We start from the raw sequence: 19,270 nt of genomic DNA on the forward strand, positions 1-19,270 counted from the left end.
CCAATGGTGCGTGAGGTGCTGAAACCGACCGCGCCGGCCGCGACGGCTTCGCCGACGATCGCGGCCATCGCTTCGATATCCTCGGCAGTGGCGTCCTTGTTCTGCCTGCCGCGCTCGCCCATCACATAATAGCGGACCGCGCCGTGCGGAATTTGCGCCGCGACATCAATCGCATATTCTCGGCCGCCGATATAATCCATATATTCGGGAAAGCTCTCCCACTTGCCCCATTCAATGCCTTCGTAGAGCGCCGTGCCGGGAATATCCTCGACGCCCTCCATCAGCTCGATCAGAGTCTTTTCCTGCCCCGGCTTGACCGGCGCAAAGCCGACGCCGCAATTGCCCATGACGACAGTGGTCGCGCCATTGTGCGAAGACGGCGCCAGTTCGGTGTCCCAGCTGACCTGGCCGTCATAATGGGTATGGACATCCACCCAGCCCGGCGTGACGATAGCGCCCTTGGCATCCAATATCTCGCTGGCCGGCCCATCAATCGATCCGCCGACTTCGGCAATCAGGCCGTCCCGAAATGCAATATCTCCGACAAAAGGCGCACCGCCCAGCCCGTCGACAATCGTGCCGCCTTTGATGATGGTATCGAACATGGGGTTTCTCCTGATGAGGGCTGCGCAAGAGATAAGCGCGCGCGCCGCCGGAGGGCCACTGGCTTAATTGCTATGCCATTGTCGAGATGCTGATGTTTGCAGGAAATGGAGCAGGCGCAAAGTTTGTCAAACTTCGGGCCAAGGAGGGGTTTTGCGGCGACTTCAGATATTATCTTAACTGTTGCGTACGGATCATGCAGGGACAAAAATAGTCGCGCCCGGACGGCGTGAACTTTACAAAGTTTACAGTGTCCAAAGAATCGAAAAACTCTCGTGGACGAGAAATGTTGCTGGATTTTGCCTGACCAGCAATTGCTTCTCAAAATGTCAAAGAACCGGCGCAATATCTGACAAAATGCGGTTCTGTAGGAAAGCGGTTTGCCATGGGGGGCAAGCTATCGCTGATCGGGTTGCTGCTGTTGTGGTTACCAGTGGGGTGGATGCGACGGGGTTGAAGCGTTCGTCATCCTGAACTGGTTTCAGGATCGCTAGAGTCCGGGTGCCGACGCCCGAGGTCCTGAAACGAGTTCAGGATGAAGAAGACGAAGGGTAACCGCCAATCAAGGTCGCGCCAGCCCCTCTAGCCGAGAGATTTTTTCGGCAGCGCCGTCAGGCCAAGGACGATAGTCGCCGCGACCATCGCCGCAATCGCCAGCAGTATCGCAGAACCAATATTGGCCATTGCAATGCCGAAAAATCCCCAGGCCACGGCAATGGCATAGGGCCATGATTTGAGGCGGTAGGCGTTGAAGCCTGCGAAGCCGGTTGCTAAGATGAGCGCAATGACCGCCGCTGCAAATTCCCCGACGACGCCATATCCGGCAAGCAGCAGGCCAATTGAAACAAAGGAGGCAACGGAGAGCCAGCCAGCATAAAGGGCAATCGGCCAGCGGGCAATCCAGGCGGGTGTGGCGCCGTCCAATTGATATAATGCGATCAAACCGGCGATGAGCATGATCCATATCAATATGGTCGCCCAGATTGGCGACAAAAGCGCGACGGGGAGCCAGATTGCGCCGACCGCCAGTGATAATACCAGCGCAATGCGACCTTTGTCCCATGCTGCATCCTGCCTGAATTTGAAGGCACCAAGAACCGCATGGGCGATCAACCACAGGTAAATGGGCCCCCAGATACCGAAGGCCCAGCCGGCCGGCTGAACCGCCGGATTGCGTTGGGGTATCGGATATTTATCTGGATCAAACCCGCCAAATTCCGGCGAAAGAAACGGCGCAATGGCAAAGGCAATAGCGACGATGAGGACGAGTATGGCTCTCATGAATGTTGTTTCCCAATGTTCGCTGAGCCGGTCATTTGACCACCCGCATGACTTCCCAGCGCTTTCTTTCGGTCGGCACGCTCGGTCCATCATAGCCAGCGATGATCATCGGGGACGTGGCTTCCAGTTTCTCTGCCTTCAAGAAGCTATCGATTTTCGCAGCGGCTTTTTCGATACGCGCTGGCGAACGATCACCGACCAGTCGGTAGGCGACGCGTTTTTCGGCCTCTATCTGGATCAGCTCAACTTTGTCATCATTGGGCTTCGGTAGCGTCGCCATTGTCCATTTTGCAGGCATGGAAAAGCGAACTGTATACACACCATCTTCATTCTCGGACGTGGTGACCGGTGCGGTCATCGCTATTTTCGTCCCGTCAGATGTTGACTGGGTTGTGACCGGCGCTGTCATGCGAATTTGGGCTGCGCCCTGATTGCCGCCGAAAATATATCCTGCGAGCAGCCCAAAGCCTTTGCTCGATGCCTGGCCGATAGAACCGGCCTCGATCGTGACTTCTGCGACGACCTGCGGCGCATAATGACGAAGTTCAACACCATCGGAATGTTTGATGACATCATATTTTGGCTGCTCCGTCTTGTCCTCGGCACTGGCAGGCCCAGTTGCAGCGAGCAGTCCGACAGCGGAACCGACGATATTGCGAATTTTGCTGGTCATCATGGCGATCCCAATCGAAAATATACTTCAGACATAATGCGCGATGCACTGAATTTGTACCAATGGGTACAATTAGATTCGATTCATGATTTGAAGACCGCTTTCAAAATCCGGAATTGCCATGCCCGTCCCAACATTCCCCAGTCAGCCGAGCTCTCCTGAAGGCGTGGGCACTCGATCGGCCATATTGCCGGCGAAGGCAGCAAGCTTCGCCGGCAATATGATTGTGGTGATCCGCAGCGGCTAGATGATATCCGCTAGAATTTCGCGCTGGCCTCAATGCCGTAGAAGCGCGGCTCGGCCGGGATGAAGGTCGGAATGCCAAAGGCACCACCGGTATTGCCCGCATCGAGCAAATAATTTTTGTTGGTCAGGTTGCGGACGAAACCGGCGATTTCGAACTTTTCGTCGGCAAAGGAAACACCTGCGCGCAGATTGACCAGAGTCACAGAGGGCTGACTGATCAGGTTCGAATTTGGTGCTTCGAAGAAGACCCGGCTGCGAAAGGTGACACTCGGTGTAGCGAACAGGCGGGTGCTGTCGTTGATCGGATAGTCGATCGTGAAGCCGCCCGCTGCCTGCACTTCCGGCTGGAGACGGAAGCGCGCGCCAGCCAGATTGCCGTTGGCCGGATCATTATCAATGCCGCCGTCAATATAGCCGATATTGGCGAACAGGCTCAGCCAGTCAGCCGCGCGGACGTTGACTTCCGCCTCGACCCCGAAATTGGTGGCGCTGCCGGCGCTGCGCGTGATCGAGGTGCCCGGTCTGGCCGGATCGTTCACGCTAACCTGGAAATTCTTGTAGGTCTGGTAATAGACGCCGAGCGAACCGGATATTGGCCCCGACGCGCCTTTCAGGCCGACTTCATAATTCCAGACAATTTCCGGCGCGATGTCGGTGAAATTCCCGATTGGCCCGGTGGGTGTCGCCGTTGCACCGGCATTCACCGTCGCAGAACGGCGCCCCTTGGAGACCGTGGCAAAGCCGTTGATATCATCGGAGAAGCGGTAGAGTATGTTGAAGCGCGGCAAAACGGCCGAAAAACTGTCCTCGGTGCGGAAGGTCTGGCCTGCGGTGTCGGTGAGCGGGAAGGGCGGGGAGCCGGTGAAGAAGGAACCCGGTGCGGTCGCGCGATAGCCCGAGCGGCGCTTTTCGATCAGTACGCGGACGCCCGCGGTCAGCTCGAGGCTGGGGGTCGGGATCCAGGTGCCGTCGGCGAACACCGAATAGCTGTCATTCTTGCCGAGATTTTCGAACACCGCCTGATAGGGAATGGCCCCGACCGCGCCGCCGGTCAGTGCCTTGATCGCATCGCCAGCGGGGACGCCATTGGTGTCGACGCAGGGGACGCCGGGTACGACGACACCGGCCAGACACTGAAAATAGGTCACTTCATCGGTGGAGAAGGGCACGCGCTGATTGCTGTCCTCGCGGAACAGGTTCCAGCCGAAGCTGCCGCGAAACGTGTCGCTGCTATAAGCAAAGCGCGTTTCATGGCTGCCCTGTTCGCCATTGGCGTCCTCGGCAAATTCGAGGAAATAGGCGGCGGAGCCATCGGCATCGAAGACTTCGTTGCTGTTGAACTTGCGGAAGCCGTTGACCATGGTGATGGTCCAGTCATCGGCAATGTCCCAGGCCATGGTCAGATTGGCATCATAGACATCGCGGGTCAGCCCCAGTTTGGCGTTGCCCAATACCGCAGCCGAGACAGGCGAGCCGCGCAGATCGGCGGCGCCAAAGGGATTGGCGGGACCGGCGCTGGTCGGCAGGGTGCCGGAAATAAACGGCGTGCCCGAGTTGCGCTGGCGATCATAGGTCAGGATCAGGTCGGCGGTGAAATTGCTGCTCGGCGTGAACCGCAAAGAAGCGCGTCCGCCGAGCTGATCCTTCGCATAGAGATCATCCTGGTTTGGGGCCAGATTGGTCACATAGCCGTCGCGCTTCTTATAGGCACCGGCGAGACGGACCGCGATGGTGTCATTGCCGGCGTTGAGATGACCGCCCAGCGTATAGGCATTAAAATTGCCATAGCTGCCCGAGATTTCGCCAGACAGGCCGGGCTCCGGCTTGTTGGAAATAATGCTGATCGCGCCGACCGCAGAGGCGGTGCCGAACAGCGTTGCCTGTGGGCCCTTGATCACTTCGATCCGGTCGACATCATAGATGTCCTGATAGGAACCGCGCGAACGCGAGATGTCGACGCCATTATAATAGAGCGTGACCCGCGCCGCCTGTTGCGCCGAGCCGCTGTCGGATGTGATGCCGCGGATGACGATGCCGGGATTGTTGGCGCTCTGCTCCTGAATATTCAGGCCGGGGACATAGTTGGACAGTTCGTCGAGATCGGAAACGCCCAGCTGCTTGAGCCGTTTGCCGCTGTTGGCGGAAATGGTGATCGGCACATCGGTCGACTTCTGCTCGAATTTCTGCGCGGTGACGATGATGACATCGCCGTCACTTTCTTCGGCGATGTCGTCGGTGCTGGTCTGGGCGATCGCCGGGGCCGATCCGGCCATGAACAGAGCGGCGGTGAGGGCGACCAGAGAGGTGCGGGAGAGGGCGCTGGGAGAATATTTTGTCATGGAGGGAATCAACCTTTTTATGTGCGACACTGGAATGGATGGTGCAGTGCAGCAAAGCTGTGACAGGCTGACGGATATTGGATGACATTATGAATAATGTTGCGCGACACTCTTGTGACGGTGGAGCGATGGGGTGTGGGAGAGGGGGCTTGAGGCCCATAATCGTCATCGTGAGCTTCAAGTCTCAGCGTCCAGTATCACCGGGTCCTGAACCAAGTTCAGGATGACGGGAAGGCCGGCCATCCAGCCAGCCTGCGAGAAAATATCAACTATCTTTATCTAGGCCGTTCATGGTGTGATTGTCCCAGGGAAGGTTGCACCTGTCACCGCAATTTTCGCAATTTGAGCATCGAGCATTTGCTGATGATCAAATATGGATCAATGTGCCCCATCACCGATCAGGGAGAATGGAGCCCAGGCGTTGGGATGCGCCCATGTGTCGGTATCACTGTCCGCGCTCTTGTCGTTGCGGATCTCGCGCATGGCTTGCTGAAATGACTGGGCCCTTGATTGCTGTGGATTGTCCTTTGCGATCGAAATGATGCGAACGGTAAGCTTGGCCGCGACGTCATCCCGCACTGGCCAATGCGACGCCAGCAGGTTCTTCGCTCCGGCATAGAAGAATGAACGCGCCAGGCCTGACAAGCCCGGAGCGCCTTCACTGCCATCGCCCGCCGCTGTATTGCAGGCCGACAATATGACCCAGTCGGCATTTAACTTGAGCGCCGATATTTCCGAAGCGCTCAGATAGCCATCATCGCTCTCGCTGGCCTGGGACGGCGGGGTCAATACAATCCCCGGTTCTGCTATCCCGCCAATGTCGCCTGCAAGCAGGCCGTGGGTGGCAAATACGATGATATTGGCATCAAGATTTGCGGTGCGAATGAAATGTTCGGTCGCTTTCTCGGCCAGATAGAGCGCGTCGGCTGGCTTGCCAAATTCTTCCCACATCGCGGTCAACTCAGTTGCTGTTCCCGGGAGCCGCGCCATTCGCATGAGCTGGGATATATTGGCAATATTTGCCTCGCCAGCTGCCGGAACAGTGTCAAACAGGCTCTTGAAAGTGCCGCTGCTGCCCGGGATACTATCCTTTGAACGACTGCCGCGGGTGTGAGACCGGCCGCTCAAAACCGGATCGCCAATGCCCATAAAGGATAGATCGTCGCCTTGTCCCGCTGCCGTTCGATATTTGCGCAGAAATTCCAGTGACTGGAGCGTCGGGATCAGAATCAGCGCATGGGCATCGGCAAACCATCTGGCAGAGCGGAGCACATCCGGGTCGCCGTTGTCACCCGCGGGCACTCCGCTTGCCAGCATTCCAAAGGGCATGCTGGAGAGTGATCCACTGGCCGAAATAAACAGATGTTTCTTGCCCTTCAGTCCTTCGGCAATCGGCGCAATCAGTTCCCGGTAAAGCGCATAGGACGTGTCAAAGGCGAACGGATAGGCACCCTGGCCCTCATCGGTCCACTCCGCTGATTCCGCAGCACTGACATCCACATGTGCCCCAACATCCCAAAACAGCCGCTTGACTGCGGCATCAATTTTGTCGCTGGCCCAGTCGGAGCGGACCCAGCGCAAACCTTCATCTGATACCAGCATGATATGCGTACCCGATCGCGTTGGCACTACCATCAATGCGGCCTCGTCTGATGCCAGAACCTCTTGCGCCGCAGAGAGCGCCAGCGCTTCGGGACGGATCAAGGAAAAATATTCTGGCGCCTCTTTCTGAAGCCGATCATCAATCGCCTTCATCCGCCGTTTCAGCCCTGCCAGTTCTATTCGCAAATTGTTGCGCCTGTCATCAATGACTGCGCCGCTCTCGCCCAGGGTCTTGATCAGGGCCTTGTCGGTCGCCAGCCATTGTTGCGACAAATTCTCCCGTTCAACCGCCAGCGGTTCCAGGGGCCCCGCGGCCTTGCGGGCCACATTTGCTGCAATTGCCTTGCCCGCCGCGCCCGCCAATGCGTCCTGCAGTGCGAGCAGGACTTCTTCGCGCAATGCGGCATCCTGAGCAGAAGCAAGTGGTTTTGCGCCGGCTGCTCGGGCCTCTGCAGCCAACCCCGGCCCTCGCGCCCATGCCGCATTGGCAAAGAGCCGGAACTGATCCGATTGACTTTTTTCTGCGCGTCCCAGCTGGGCTTCTTCGCTGGGGGTGAATCCGGCGACTGCGCGGACAGCGCGAATATCCGTTAAAAGGGAACGCGCCGGGGCCACCGCCAAATGCGACCGGGAGGGCAGTGCAAGACGGACATGAGCGAGATTGGCTTTGGCAATTGTTGTTTCAGGGTGGTTTTCACCCAGCAGCTTGCGCCTTAGCTCCAGTGTCTCGGCATAAAGCGGTTCCGCTTCACTGGACCGGCCCAATATAGTCAGAATATAGGCATAATTATTCATGCTGATCAATGTGTCTGGATGGTGCCTGCCCAGCACCTCCTGCCTCAGGCGAAGGACCTCCGCGTAGAGCGGTTCGGCTTCGCCAGCACGGCCCAATTCCTTCAGCACACCGGCATAGTTGCTCTGGCTGGTGATTGTCGAAGGATGACGCGTACCCAATATCTCCCGGTTGAGCCGCAGGGCTTCCGCATAACGCGGCTCGGCCTCCTTGGCGCGGTCCAATTTTTCCAGCACCAACGCATAGTTGTTCAGACTGATCAGCGTGTCGGGATGGTTCGGGCCTTGTACCTCTCGCCGCAGCCGCAATGCTTCGGCATGCGGCGGTTCGGCCTCACGGGCGCGGCCCAGATTGTCCAGCACAGAAGCATAATTGTTCAAGCTCTTCAACGTATCGGGATGTTTTGCACCGAGCACTTCCCGGTTGAGCCGCAGGGCTTCGGCAAAAAGCGGCTCGGCCTCATTGGCGCGGCCCAGATTTTCCAGCAGCAACGCATAATTATTCAGACTGGTCAGCGTACTGGGGTGGTTTTCGCCCAGTATTTCGCGTTTCAGCCGCAACGCTTCGGCTTGCAAAGCTTCCGCTTCGCTGGCCCGGCCCATTTCATCCAGCACAAATGCATGGTTGCCCAGGCTGGACAGCGTATCGGGATGTCTGTCACCAAGCACCTCGCGATTGAGCCGCACGGCTTTGGCATAGAGTGGTTCCGCCTCGCCGGCGCGGCCCAGATTTTCCAGCACGCCAGCATAGTTGTTCAGGCTGGTGATCGTGGACGGATGTTTTTCACCCACTGTTTCCCGATTGAGCCGCAGAGCCTCCGCATAAAGCGGTTCGGCCTCCGCAGAGCGGCCCAGATTTTCCAGCACCAAAGCATAGTTGTTCAGGCTGATCAGGGTAAGGGGATGCACCGGGCCCAGCAGCTCCCGCCGCAGCTGCAGCGCTTCGGCCAAAAGCGGTTCGGCATCGCTGAAGCGCCCCAAAGCCTTCAGGATACTGGCATAGTTGATCAGACTGTCGAGCGTGTCAGGATGTTTTTCGCCAAGAATTTCCCGCGTCAAATTCAATTCAATGGCAAAAAGTGATTCTGCCTCCCGCAATTTACCCGCGTCGACCAGATCATTTCCGTCCTGCCACAGCTGATCCGCGCGTTGCAGCTTCTCGGTGTCCGCCAGTGAACGCGTTGCCTCCGCCTCGGCAGAAATATTCTGCGCCATTGCCGCTGCCGGAAACAGCCCAACAGCGGCAAATATGAGCAATAATCTGTAGTTTTTTTTAACCCGGCGGACGATTTTCAGACGCGGTTTGCCGTTCTGGTGGAAAGTAGTCGCAATGAATTTGGACAATAATTTCGCCTTGTTTATATGCCGGCAGGCTTCGCAGGTTGAGCAACATAGTCAAGCTCCTTGGCCCGGACTGTGGTGATGCAGGCGGGGAAAATCTCTCGCCACAGTCGGGCTGGTGCAGTCCGCTTTTGCAGACAAGAAGCGCAAGGCCGACTTTGCAATGGGGCCAAAGCCGACCGCCGGGACTATGATCTTGGCACCACCGAACATCGCCGCCTGACGATTTTGATGGGCGCTGACCATGAATTGACCGCGTCGACATTCGAATAATGTGTTTGTTTTTGTCCGACGAAGTTATTTATCGATTTAAAAATCTAAATAAATATAGAATAATTCGGATATATTATATTTATAATGTGGATTTAATATTTAGAATTATGCGCATATATTTTGCCAGATGCTGCGACAATTAATAGCTGGTGCAAAAGTTTCGAATATGTCATCCCGCCGCCGCGCACAGATTTTCTTGCCCTTGTCCACAGCGGTATCAGAACATCATTCTAACCGCGCAAGGGGAGCCATCATCATGTCCGTCAAAAATTCACTGTGCCTTGTCGTTTCGCTACTCGCACTCAGCGCATGCGGCTCGGCAGATGCAGATCAATCGGAAAGCCCGGCGATCGTGACACCAGCAACCGGTGATGAGGCGGCAGCGGTAGAGGCTTCTCCGCAATCCACTGTCGCCGATGATGTCGCAGCCGTTGCCGTTGATGAAGTTGCGCCAACGGCCAAGCCAGCTCCCATCGTCGCAGCCAAGGAAAAAGCGCCGAGCGGCAAGAAAGCAAAATGCAAAATAACGTCCGGCGGCGAAGTGCTGAAGGGGCCGTGCCTGTTTGAGTCAGGAGAAGGTGGCTCTTTCTATGTCGAGACCGATGCCATCCCTGGATTGAGAGACCAGATAGATAGCATCAGTGTAACAATTATCGAAAAAGGCGCAGCCGAAGTCAGGGGCCTGACCAAGGATGGGATCAATTCGCGATGGGGCGCCGCACAAAGGTCGACGACCGACAAGGCCTGCTGGACCGGATCAGATTTTGAAGTCTGCGCTTATTAGGCCCGGGATCAGGCCGGGGTCCAAGTCGGTTCTCGCCAGAGGTTAACGCTTCGCAGCGACTGTCCCCGTTGCGACGTTTACCGTCAGCAGGAGCGGCCTTCCCGGGACGCCATTGCCATCAATGTCCAAGTCTATGACCGGAACGGATAATTGGAGACCTGTCTTGGGATCATAGGATGATTCGGTTGCATCAACATCAAGATTGTAGAAACGCGCCACCAGCTTGCACAGCCGCTCGCCAAGATGACTCACCGGATCGGGGAGCAGAACGACAAGGCCCGTGGCGCTAGCGGCTGGCTCTATGAGATCGACCAGCATGACTTGCACCCGATTGTCGTAAAAACTGCGAATGCCGTCGCCTTCAGCCGTGACCATCAAGGAGGAAATTCCAACCATATCATGGCATTCTTCAACCGGGATTGCGGTCATTTCCTCGGCGAGGCAGGCGGTCCCGACGTTTAGAGACGCGGCGAATAGGATCATCCTGGCAGCTTTAAACAAAATATTTTCCTTCAAACACTCGGCAGACCGGTTGCCGGCCCTTGGCCTATGCCATCGCCCCACTATTAGCAACGCCGCCATGGGGAGGACTGGGCTACCAATATTGTCGGGGTCGCCGTCGTTCGCCTTTGTTTGGTATTTCATCCTATGCGATCAATGCGGCGCCATGGGCGCACGCACGGCTTTGGGCCGGGGCTCTCCCGCCACCACAATGAAAAGGGAAGGGGATAGCCTTTGCGCCGAACTATGTTAGGTGCTGCTTTTTACAGGCCATTGTTTTTGAGGATCATTCATGAAAAATTTCTTGTACGGCGGCCTGATTGCCGCATCTCTCGCATTTGCAGCTGCAACACCCGCCAAAGCGGAATTGCAGAGTGATCCGGAACGGGACGCCGACTGCACGATCTCGCTGATGTTGCTCATGGCACAAGTCGAAGAGGCCGGGGGCGAACAGGATCCCATCTTTACGATAACCATGTATTATTTTGGACGCCTGGGCGGAGAATGGCGGGCGAATGAGGCCTATTTGACTTCGCGCATGGACCGGTTTGTTGCCGAACCGGAATTTTATCTGGAGAAATCCCAGCAATGCGCAACTGACTTTGAAGCCGAAGCGGAGACATTGGGCGAATTTGGAACTTCGTTGGCGAAGTAAAGGGTCGGGCTGGTCTTCAGCTCAGGACCTCGATCAGATCACGCGAAGCCGCGAAGCCGCGAAGCCGCAATATACTGTCTTCGTCATCCTGAACTTGATTCAGGATCCACTTCTCCTCTCTCGCAGCCTGTGATTGAGGCGCAATGGATGCTGAGCCGAAGGCCACCGCTAGGCAACCAAGTTCAGCATGACGAAAGGGATGAGCAGAGTTATCCCGTCGTACGGCCGCATTCGCAGAAAATGACGCCGCGCTGATCCGCACCGCGCTGAACGATGCCGCGCGGGCCATCCCCGCTCCATCTATTGACCTGATAGCGAATCCCCGCTAAGGGCCGCGCTTCCGCTACATCGGGCTCTGCTCGACGCTGCAGAAAACTTACATAGGCAAAACACTTGCCGCTATTTTGGGCGGTGAGAGTAACCCCTGCATTTTGCAGGATAATCTACTATAAGGTGAAGACTTTATGCCAACGATCAACCAGCTCGTCCGTAAAGGGCGAGTGCCCCAGAAGACGAAGTCCAAGGTGCCAGCCATGGAAGCCAACCCGCAGAAACGCGGCGTTTGTACCCGTGTCTACACAACGACTCCAAAGAAACCAAACTCCGCTCTGCGTAAAGTTGCCAAGGTTCGCCTGACCAACCAGCGCGAGGTCATCAGCTATATCCCCGGTGAAGGTCATAACCTTCAGGAACATAGTGTTGTGCTGATCCGCGGCGGCCGTGTTCGCGATCTTCCCGGTGTGCGTTATCACGTACTGCGCGGCGTTCTCGATACGCAGGGCGTAAAAGACCGCAAGCAGAGCCGCTCGAAATATGGCGCCAAGCGTCCTAAATAGTTTCAGTTTCGGAGTTATAAGATATGTCACGTCGTCGTCGTCCCGAAAAGCGGGTCATTTTACCCGATCCAAAATTCAAGGATCTGATCCTTTCGAAATTCATGAACAACCTGATGATGGATGGTAAGAAATCCACCGCAGAGCGCATCGTATATGGTGCCTTTGACAGCGTTGAAGCCAAAGCGAAGAAAGATCCTTTGCAGCTGTTTCATGATGCTCTCAACAATATCAAGCCGGGCATTGAAGTTCGCAGCCGCCGTGTTGGTGGTGCGACCTATCAGGTTCCCGTCGAGGTGCGTCCCGAACGCGCGCAGGCTCTGGCAATTCGCTGGATGATTTCTGCCGCTCGCGGTCGCAGCGAAACCACAATGGCCGCTCGCCTGTCGGGAGAAATTCTCGATGCGTCGAACAACCGCGGCAATGCGGTGAAGAAGCGGGAAGATGCGCACAAGATGGCGGAAGCCAACCGCGCATTCGCCCACTACCGCTGGTAGAAACACTATATTCGCCATTGCGGCGACCTTGCGGGTAACCGCCGGGTCGCCGACATGGTATAAGACCGATAGATTCAACCATCACAGGGCTGGCATTGTTCAGCCCATTTCACTATAGGGCAGCCAGAATTTGGTTCCCCACATATCGGAGTACAGACTATGGCACGCAGCCATCCGCTCAAATATTATCGCAATATCGGCATTATGGCCCATATTGATGCCGGTAAAACGACGACCACGGAACGTATCCTATATTATACCGGCAAGTCCTATAAAATTGGCGAAGTGCATGATGGCGCGGCGACAATGGACTGGATGGAGCAGGAGCAAGAGCGGGGTATTACGATTACCTCTGCTGCGACCACCTGTTTCTGGAATGCCGATGACCGCAATGGTCCCGAGCACCGGATCAATATCATTGATACGCCTGGCCACGTTGACTTCACCATTGAAGTTGAACGCTCGCTGCGTGTGCTCGATGGTGCGGTAGCCTGTTTTGATGGCGTTGCCGGCGTTGAGCCACAGTCTGAAACCGTATGGCGTCAGGCAGACAAATATAAAGTGCCGCGGATGTGTTTCATTAACAAGCTCGACCGCACCGGCGCCAACTTTAAATTCTGCGTCGATTCGATCATTGAGCGTCTGGGCGCAACGCCTGCCGTGCTCTATTTGCCAATCGGCATCGAAGCGAGCCTGACCGGTCTGGTCGACCTTGTGAATCAGCGTTCGATCACCTGGAAGAACGAAGATCTGGGTGCTGAATATACTTATGGTGAAATTCCTGCGGATATGGCTGACGAAGCGGCTGAATATCGCACCAAGCTTATCGAGCTTGCTGTCGAGCAGGACGATGACGTCATGGAGCAATATCTCGAAGGCAACGAGCCTGATGCTGCGACTTTGAAATCGTTGATCCGCAAGGGCACGCTGAATCAGAGTTTCGTACCAGTGCTTTGCGGCTCTGCGTTCAAGAACAAGGGCGTTCAGCCTTTGCTCGACGCGGTTGTCGATTATATGCCAAGCCCGCTCGACGTTCCCGCCATCAAGGGCGTGAAGCTCGACGGCGAAACCGAAGATAGCCGCCCATCATCCGATGAAGCGCCATTCTCCGCGCTGGCCTTCAAGGTCATGAACGATCCGTTCGTGGGTACGCTGACCTTCTGCCGCATCTATTCCGGCAAGCTGGAAAAAGGCACGTTGCTGAATTCGGTTAAGGACAAGAAAGAAAAAGTCGGACGTATCCTCGAGATGCACTCCAATGATCGCAAGGACATTGACGAGGCATTTGCAGGCGACATCGTTGCTCTGGCGGGTATGAAAACCACCACCACCGGTGATACGCTTTGTGATCTGGAAAATCCGATCATCCTCGAGCGGATGGAATTCCCTGAGCCGGTTATCGAGCTGAGCGTTGAACCAAAGACCAAGGCTGACCAAGAAAAAATGGGCGTTGCCTTGCATCGTCTGGCGGCTGAAGATCCTTCCTTCCGGGTGTCGACTGATCACGAATCGGGTCAGACGATCATCAAGGGCATGGGCGAGCTTCACCTCGACATTCTGGTCGACCGGATGAAGCGCGAATTCAAGGTCGAAGCCAATGTTGGCGCGCCGCAGGTGGCGTATCGCGAATCACTCGGCAAGGCTGTCGAAGTTGATTACACGCATAAAAAGCAGTCCGGCGGTTCCGGTCAGTTTGCGCGTATCAAATTCGAAGTCACTCCGGGCGAACGTGGCGCTGGCATTACTTTCAGCGATGAAATCAAGGGCGGTAATATTCCGAAAGAATATATCCCTTCTATTGAAAAAGGCATGCGCGAGACGGCTGAAACCGGTTCGTTGATCGGCTTCCCGATTATCGATTTTGACATTCGCGTCTATGACGGCGCCTATCATGATGTAGATAGTTCGGCTCTGGCATTTGAAATCGCCGGTCGCGCAGCGATGCGCGAAGCGGCACAGAAATCCGGCATCAAGCTGCTTGAACCAATCATGAAAGTTGAAGTGGTGACACCGGAAGACTATCTTGGTGATGTGATCGGCGATCTCAACTCCCGCCGTGGCCAGATCCAAGGTACTGATACGCGCGGTAATGCCCAGGCTGTGAACGCCATGGTGCCGCTGGCCAATATGTTCGGTTATGTGAACGAGCTGCGTTCCTTCAGTCAGGGACGTGCGCAATATTCGATGCAATTCTCTCATTATGAGGAAGTGCCGAGCAATGTGGCTGAAGAGATCAAGGAGAAAATGGCCTAACAGCCACTCCTTTTCGAGGTAACGCGCTTTCCTTTTGCGCGGGTCTGACGGGAAATCCGCCAGACCGGCAAAAGGGTGTTGACAGAATTAGAGAGTCTCGCCAAAGCGCGGCGCAGACTATCAAGACGATAGAAAATCAGAGGTAAAATAAAATGGCTAAAGAGAAGTTTGAGCGCAATAAGCCGCATTGCAACATCGGAACCATCGGTCATGTTGACCATGGCAAAACGACGTTGACTGCGGCGATCACCAAAGTGCTTGCTGAAACCACTGGCGGTAAAGCTGTGGACTTTGCAAATATCGACAAGGCGCCTGAAGAGCGTGAGCGCGGCATCACCATTTCAACGGCCCACGTTGAATATGAAACCGAAGCTCGCCATTATGCGCACGTCGATTGCCCAGGCCATGCCGATTATGTGAAAAACATGATCACTGGTGCTGCTCAGATGGATGGTGCCATTCTTGTGGTTAACGCTGCAGACGGCCCAATGCCACAGACCCGCGAGCACATCCTGCTCGCTCGTCAGGTTGGTGTGCCGGCTCTGGTCGTGTTCATGAACAAGGTTGATCAGGTCGATGATGACGAGCTGCTCGAACTGGTTGAAATGGAAATCCGCGAACTGCTGTCCTATTATGACTTTGATGGCGACGCCATTCCCGTCATATCCGGTTCTGCCTTGGCTGCGCTCGAAGGCCGCGACGACGAAATCGGCAAGAACAAGATTCTTGAACTGATGAAAGCGGTCGACGAAGCCATTCCTCAGCCAGAACGTCCAGTTGATCTTCCATTCCTGATGCCAATCGAAGACGTGTTCTCGATTTCGGGTCGCGGTACGGTTGTTACCGGTCGTGTTGAAAGCGGCATCGTCAATGTTGGTGATGAATGCGAAATCGTTGGTATCAAGGATACCACGAAGACCACCGTTACCGGCGTGGAAATGTTCCGCAAGCTGCTCGACTCCGGTCGCGCTGGCGACAACATCGGCGCACTGATCCGCGGCGTTGACCGTGAAGCGGTTGAGCGCGGCCAGGTTCTCTGCAAGCCAGGCTCGATCACGCCGCACACCGAATTTTCGGCTGAAGTGTACGTGCTGTCAAAAGACGAAGGAGGCCGTCATACGCCTTTCTTTGCCAACTATCGTCCGCAGTTCTACTTCCGTACGACCGACGTAACCGGCGAAGTGATCCTTCCTGAAGGCACTGAAATGGTTATGCCTGGTGACAACGTCACCATTGGTGTGAAACTGATTGCTCCAATCGCCATGGATCCAGGTCTCCGCTTCGCTATTCGCGAAGGTGGACGGACCGTTGGATCAGGGGTTGTCAGCAGCGTAACAAAGTAATATAGAAACGCCTCGCTGCCCGGATCGGTGATTCGGGCAGCCAGTTTTTTCGCCGCTCCGGCCTTTTCGTCAGAAAATCGGGGCGGTTTATTTTTGGCTCTTTGACATTGGTAACAGGTACATGGAAACGCAGAATATCCGCATCCGCTTGAAGGCATTCGACCATCGGGTTCTTGATCAGGCAACTGGTGATATCGCTGACACTGCACGCCGCACTGGCGCGCTCATCCGTGGACCGATACCATTGCCAACGCACATCGAAAAATTCACCGTAAACCGCGGGCCTCACGTTGATAAAAAGTCTCGTGAGCAGTTCGAGGTACGGACCTATAAAAGGTTGCTCGATATCGTGCAGCCTACGCCGCAGACGGTCGATGCTTTGATGAAGCTTGACCTTGCTGCTGGTGTGAATGTCGAAATCAAGCTGGCCTGAGCCAATTGATTAGCGATGCCCGCCCAGGCGGGGATCCAGACGAACGACAGGATACCGCCGGTTTTCACCGGGCAGCGTCCTCCGTCTTGTTCCGAAATTTTCGGAACTATTACAGCCCGGACGGGGTGACGCATGACAATTTGGGCTGGCAAGCCGGACGAAATGGTTCGTTCGGCCTCTGTGAAGGAGATTGATCGTGCGTACAGGCGTGATCGCGAAAAAAATGGGGATGACCCGCTTGTTCCAGGAAGATGGTCGGCATGTGCCGGTTACCGTTCTTTCCCTGGAAGAATGTCAGGTTGTTGGCGCTCGTAATCAAGAACGTGATGGCTATTTTGCTGTCCAGCTTGGTGCAGGCCCCCGCAAAGCGAAAAATGTTAACAAGCCGCAGCGTGGAGCTTTTGCCAAGGCAGAAGTTGAACCAAAAGCGCGTGTTGCCGAATTCCGGGTTGATAGCGAAGATGCTTTGCTCCCCATCGGCGCTACCGTAACTGCTGACCATTTCATTGCCGGCCAGATGGTCGATATCCAGGGTGTTACCCAGGGTAAGGGCTTTGCTGGTGCGATGAAGCGTTGGGGTTTCGGCGGTATGCGCGCAACTCACGGTGTTTCCATCTCTCACCGTGCCCATGGTTCCACTGGTCAAAACCAGGATCCAGGCAAGGTTTTCAAGGGCAAGAAGATGGCCGGCCATATGGGTTCGAAAAACCGCACCCAGCAAAATCTGGAAATCGTCCGCACAGACGCCGATCGCGGTTTGATCTTTGTGCGTGGCAGCGTTCCCGGTTCAAAAGGTGGCTGGCTTCTCGTTAAAGATGCAGTGAAAACCGCTCTGCCCGAGGGCGTTCCATTCCCGGGTGCCCTGCGCCGCAATGCGGATGAAACGGCAACGGAAGAAGCACCGGCAGGCATGATCGAAGCGGATGCAGAGATCGAAACGCCGGTTGGTCCAACCCATGCAGAAGTAGCCGAAGCGGCTGCAAAGCCAGCTGGCAAATTGGACGAAAAGTCTGATGCAGCAGATGACGCAGGGAAGGAGGGCTAAGCCATGAAATTGAAAGTGATAACCCTCGACGCGAAAGCCAAGGGCGACATCGAATTGAACGATGACGTGTTCGGTATCGAAGCGCGTGCAGATATTCTTCACCGTGTCGTCAACTGGCAGCGCGAAAAAGCACGTGGAACGGCTCGTCCGACCCGCGAGCGTTCGGACGTTGCTCGTACCGGCAAGAAATACGGCAATCAAAAAGGCGGCGGTACAGCTCGTCATGGCGATCGCCGTGCTCCGATCTTCATTGGTGGTGGTAAAGCCCACGGTGCCCGCAAGCGTGATTTCAACCCTTCGCTGAACAAGAAAGTTCGCGCTCTGGGTCTGAAAATGGCGCTGAGCGACAAGGTCAAAAATGAAAAGTTGATCGTGCTTGAAAATATTGATCTGAAGGAAGCCAAGACACAAGCGCTTCTGGCCCAGATTGCAAAGCTCGGTTTTGGCCGGACGGCGCTGATCATGGACGGCGATGTGATAAACGAGGCTTTCTCGAAAGCTTCGAACAACATTCCTCTCGTCAACGTGATGCCAGCTGCTGGTGCCAATGTTTATGACATTTTGAACCATGAAACCCTGGTGCTGACGCGCGCAGCGGTAGAAAAGCTGGAGGCGCGCTTCAATGGCTAAAAAAGAAGCAGTCGATATTCGTCACTATGACGTAATTGTCGGCCCGCATATCACCGAAAAATCGACTTTGCTCAGCGAGCATAATGCTGTGGTGTTCAAAGTTGCGAACACCGCAACAAAGCCGCAGATCAAAGCCGCCATCGAGGCGTTGTTTGATGTTAAAGTCAAGAACGTCAACACGCTGGTGCAAAAGGGCAAGACCAAAAAGTGGAAGGGTCGCCCTTACACACGCAACGACATCAAGAAGGCTGTTGTCACTTTGGCCGAAGGCCAGACCATTGACATCACCACGGGAGTTTAAGGGCACATGGCATTAAAATCCTATAAACCGACAAGCCCCGCCCGGCGTGGTCTTATCCTGGTCGACAAGAGCGGCCTTTGGAAAGGCAAGCCTGTCAAAAAGCTTGTCGAAGGCAAGAACAAGACTGGCGGCCGGAACAACAAGGGCCATGTGACATCGCGCGGCATCGCCGGTGGTCACAAGCAAAAATATCGTCTCGTCGATTTCAAGCGGCGCAAGTGGGATATGGCTGCGACGGTTGAACGGCTCGAATATGATCCGAACCGCACCGCCTTTATCGCACTTATCAAATATGAAGACGGAGAACTGGCCTATATCATTGCACCGCAGCGTCTCGACGTTGGCGACAGCGTGATCGCGGGTCAAAAGACCGACGTGAAGCCTGGCAACGCGATGCTCCTGTCGCAGATGCCGGTTGGTACGATCGTTCACAATGTCGAAATGAAGCCAGGCAAGGGCGGTCAGATCGCTCGCTCTGCTGGTGCTTATGTTCAGATTGTTGGTCGTGACCGCGGTATGATTATTGTTCGCCTGAAAAGCGGCGAGCAACGTTATCTGCGCGCCGATTGCATGGCAACCGTTGGTGCGGTTTCCAATCCGGACAATTCGAACCAGAATTTCGGCAAGGCAGGCCGCACCCGTTGGAAAGGACGTCGTCCTCTTACTCGCGGTGTTGCGAAAAACCCAGTCGATCACCCGCATGGTGGTGGTGAAGGTCGTACTTCCGGTGGCCGTCATCCAGTGACGCCATGGGGCAAGCCAACCAAGGGTGCTCGTACCCGTAGTAATAAATCGACTGACAAGATGATCATCCGGTCGCGTCACGCGAAGAAGAAGAGGTAAGC

At 55.5% G+C, this 19,270-nt stretch carries 18 protein-coding genes; 11 read left to right on the forward strand and 7 right to left on the reverse strand.

Going from position 1 to position 19,270, the window contains the following annotated elements; all coding sequences use genetic code 11:
- The 5 genes from V7665_RS01080 to V7665_RS01100 all read right to left on the reverse strand — a co-directional run.
- A partial coding sequence (locus V7665_RS01080; RefSeq protein ID WP_335662691.1) for an amidohydrolase family protein occupies positions 1-605 on the reverse strand: 605 nt, incomplete at its 3' end.
- A gap of 580 nt (positions 606-1,185) precedes the next feature.
- Positions 1,186-1,884 carry a hypothetical protein gene (locus tag V7665_RS01085; protein WP_335662692.1) on the reverse strand — a complete coding sequence of 233 codons (699 nt, stop codon included), beginning with the start codon at positions 1,882-1,884 and terminating at the stop codon, positions 1,186-1,188.
- A 31-nt stretch (positions 1,885-1,915) separates the two neighbouring features.
- Entirely contained in the window at positions 1,916-2,560 is a 645-nt protein-coding gene (locus V7665_RS01090; protein ID WP_335662693.1) for an SOUL family heme-binding protein, read from the reverse strand.
- 254 nt (positions 2,561-2,814) lie between these two features.
- Positions 2,815-5,142, reverse strand: a complete 2,328-nt coding sequence (locus tag V7665_RS01095; RefSeq protein ID WP_442955148.1) for a TonB-dependent receptor — start codon at positions 5,140-5,142, stop codon at positions 2,815-2,817.
- A 378-nt stretch (positions 5,143-5,520) separates the two neighbouring features.
- Positions 5,521-8,880 carry a CHAT domain-containing tetratricopeptide repeat protein gene (locus V7665_RS01100; RefSeq protein ID WP_335662694.1) on the reverse strand — a complete coding sequence of 1,120 codons (3,360 nt, stop codon included), beginning with the start codon at positions 8,878-8,880 and terminating at the stop codon, positions 5,521-5,523.
- 526 nt (positions 8,881-9,406) lie between these two features.
- Here V7665_RS01100 and V7665_RS01105 point away from each other — a divergent pair.
- Positions 9,407-9,934, forward strand: a complete 528-nt coding sequence (locus V7665_RS01105; protein WP_335662695.1) for a hypothetical protein — start codon at positions 9,407-9,409, stop codon at positions 9,932-9,934.
- A 42-nt stretch (positions 9,935-9,976) separates the two neighbouring features.
- Here the strand turns inward: V7665_RS01105 and V7665_RS01110 are convergent, their stop codons facing one another.
- Positions 9,977-10,435, reverse strand: a complete 459-nt coding sequence (locus V7665_RS01110) for a hypothetical protein (protein ID WP_335662696.1) — start codon at positions 10,433-10,435, stop codon at positions 9,977-9,979.
- 292 nt (positions 10,436-10,727) lie between these two features.
- On the opposite strand from V7665_RS01110, the gene V7665_RS01115 reads away from it, so the two are divergent.
- Entirely contained in the window at positions 10,728-11,090 is a 363-nt protein-coding gene (locus V7665_RS01115) for a hypothetical protein (protein WP_335662697.1), read from the forward strand.
- 16 nt (positions 11,091-11,106) lie between these two features.
- Here the strand turns inward: V7665_RS01115 and V7665_RS01120 are convergent, their stop codons facing one another.
- Entirely contained in the window at positions 11,107-11,379 is a 273-nt protein-coding gene (locus V7665_RS01120) for a hypothetical protein (RefSeq protein WP_335662698.1), read from the reverse strand.
- Positions 11,380-11,554: 175 nt separating this feature from the next.
- On the opposite strand from V7665_RS01120, the gene rpsL reads away from it, so the two are divergent.
- The 9 genes from rpsL to rplB all read left to right on the forward strand — a co-directional run bounded on the left by rpsL (position 11,555) and on the right by rplB (position 19,268).
- A complete protein-coding gene (gene rpsL / locus V7665_RS01125) occupies positions 11,555-11,926 on the forward strand; it encodes a 30S ribosomal protein S12 (RefSeq protein ID WP_067198316.1) in 372 nt (123 codons plus the stop codon).
- A gap of 23 nt (positions 11,927-11,949) precedes the next feature.
- Positions 11,950-12,420, forward strand: a complete 471-nt coding sequence (rpsG, locus tag V7665_RS01130; RefSeq protein WP_335662699.1) for a 30S ribosomal protein S7 — start codon at positions 11,950-11,952, stop codon at positions 12,418-12,420.
- A 159-nt stretch (positions 12,421-12,579) separates the two neighbouring features.
- A complete protein-coding gene (gene fusA, locus V7665_RS01135; RefSeq protein WP_335662700.1) occupies positions 12,580-14,673 on the forward strand; it encodes an elongation factor G in 2,094 nt (697 codons plus the stop codon).
- 152 nt (positions 14,674-14,825) lie between these two features.
- Entirely contained in the window at positions 14,826-16,016 is a 1,191-nt protein-coding gene (gene tuf, locus V7665_RS01140) for an elongation factor Tu (protein ID WP_335662701.1), read from the forward strand.
- A gap of 121 nt (positions 16,017-16,137) precedes the next feature.
- Positions 16,138-16,449 carry a 30S ribosomal protein S10 gene (rpsJ, locus tag V7665_RS01145; RefSeq protein ID WP_066744965.1) on the forward strand — a complete coding sequence of 104 codons (312 nt, stop codon included), beginning with the start codon at positions 16,138-16,140 and terminating at the stop codon, positions 16,447-16,449.
- Between the two features lie 196 nt (positions 16,450-16,645).
- Positions 16,646-17,494 carry a 50S ribosomal protein L3 gene (gene rplC / locus V7665_RS01150; protein ID WP_335662762.1) on the forward strand — a complete coding sequence of 283 codons (849 nt, stop codon included), beginning with the start codon at positions 16,646-16,648 and terminating at the stop codon, positions 17,492-17,494.
- Positions 17,495-17,497: 3 nt separating this feature from the next.
- The gene (gene rplD / locus V7665_RS01155) at positions 17,498-18,124 is read left to right on the forward strand and encodes a 50S ribosomal protein L4 (protein ID WP_335662702.1); all 627 of its coding nucleotides are present in this window, start codon (positions 17,498-17,500) and stop codon (positions 18,122-18,124) included.
- Positions 18,117-18,425, forward strand: coding sequence for a 50S ribosomal protein L23 (locus tag V7665_RS01160; RefSeq protein ID WP_067198324.1), 309 nt, complete (start codon positions 18,117-18,119; stop codon positions 18,423-18,425). The genes rplD and V7665_RS01160 overlap by 8 nt, the downstream gene beginning before the upstream one ends.
- Before the next feature lie 6 nt (positions 18,426-18,431).
- Positions 18,432-19,268, forward strand: coding sequence for a 50S ribosomal protein L2 (rplB, locus tag V7665_RS01165; protein ID WP_335662703.1), 837 nt, complete (start codon positions 18,432-18,434; stop codon positions 19,266-19,268).
- Positions 19,269-19,270 lie beyond the last annotated feature (2 nt).

The organism is Parasphingorhabdus sp. (assembly GCF_036964675.1).
Lineage (GTDB): Bacteria > Pseudomonadota > Alphaproteobacteria > Sphingomonadales > Sphingomonadaceae > Parasphingorhabdus.

Excerpts from the sequence above, each read along its gene's own strand:
- fusA (WP_335662700.1), top strand. The coding sequence starts at position 12,580 with ATGGCACGCAGCCATCCGCTCAAATATTATCGCAATATCGGCATTATG.
- V7665_RS01160 (WP_067198324.1), top strand. The coding sequence starts at position 18,117 with ATGGCTAAAAAAGAAGCAGTCGATATTCGTCACTATGACGTAATTGTC.
- V7665_RS01120 (WP_335662698.1), bottom strand. The coding sequence starts at position 11,379 with ATGGCCCGCGCGGCATCGTTCAGCGCGGTGCGGATCAGCGCGGCGTCA.
- V7665_RS01105 (WP_335662695.1), top strand. The coding sequence starts at position 9,407 with ATGTCCGTCAAAAATTCACTGTGCCTTGTCGTTTCGCTACTCGCACTC.
- rpsG (WP_335662699.1), top strand. The coding sequence starts at position 11,950 with ATGTCACGTCGTCGTCGTCCCGAAAAGCGGGTCATTTTACCCGATCCA.
- V7665_RS01085 (WP_335662692.1), bottom strand. The coding sequence starts at position 1,884 with ATGAGAGCCATACTCGTCCTCATCGTCGCTATTGCCTTTGCCATTGCG.
- rpsJ (WP_066744965.1), top strand. The coding sequence starts at position 16,138 with ATGGAAACGCAGAATATCCGCATCCGCTTGAAGGCATTCGACCATCGG.
- rpsL (WP_067198316.1), top strand. The coding sequence starts at position 11,555 with ATGCCAACGATCAACCAGCTCGTCCGTAAAGGGCGAGTGCCCCAGAAG.
- tuf (WP_335662701.1), top strand. The coding sequence starts at position 14,826 with ATGGCTAAAGAGAAGTTTGAGCGCAATAAGCCGCATTGCAACATCGGA.
- V7665_RS01090 (WP_335662693.1), bottom strand. The coding sequence starts at position 2,560 with ATGATGACCAGCAAAATTCGCAATATCGTCGGTTCCGCTGTCGGACTG.
- rplB (WP_335662703.1), top strand. The coding sequence starts at position 18,432 with ATGGCATTAAAATCCTATAAACCGACAAGCCCCGCCCGGCGTGGTCTT.
- V7665_RS01095 (WP_442955148.1), bottom strand. The coding sequence starts at position 5,142 with ATGACAAAATATTCTCCCAGCGCCCTCTCCCGCACCTCTCTGGTCGCC.
- V7665_RS01115 (WP_335662697.1), top strand. The coding sequence starts at position 10,728 with ATGAAAAATTTCTTGTACGGCGGCCTGATTGCCGCATCTCTCGCATTT.
- rplD (WP_335662702.1), top strand. The coding sequence starts at position 17,498 with ATGAAATTGAAAGTGATAACCCTCGACGCGAAAGCCAAGGGCGACATC.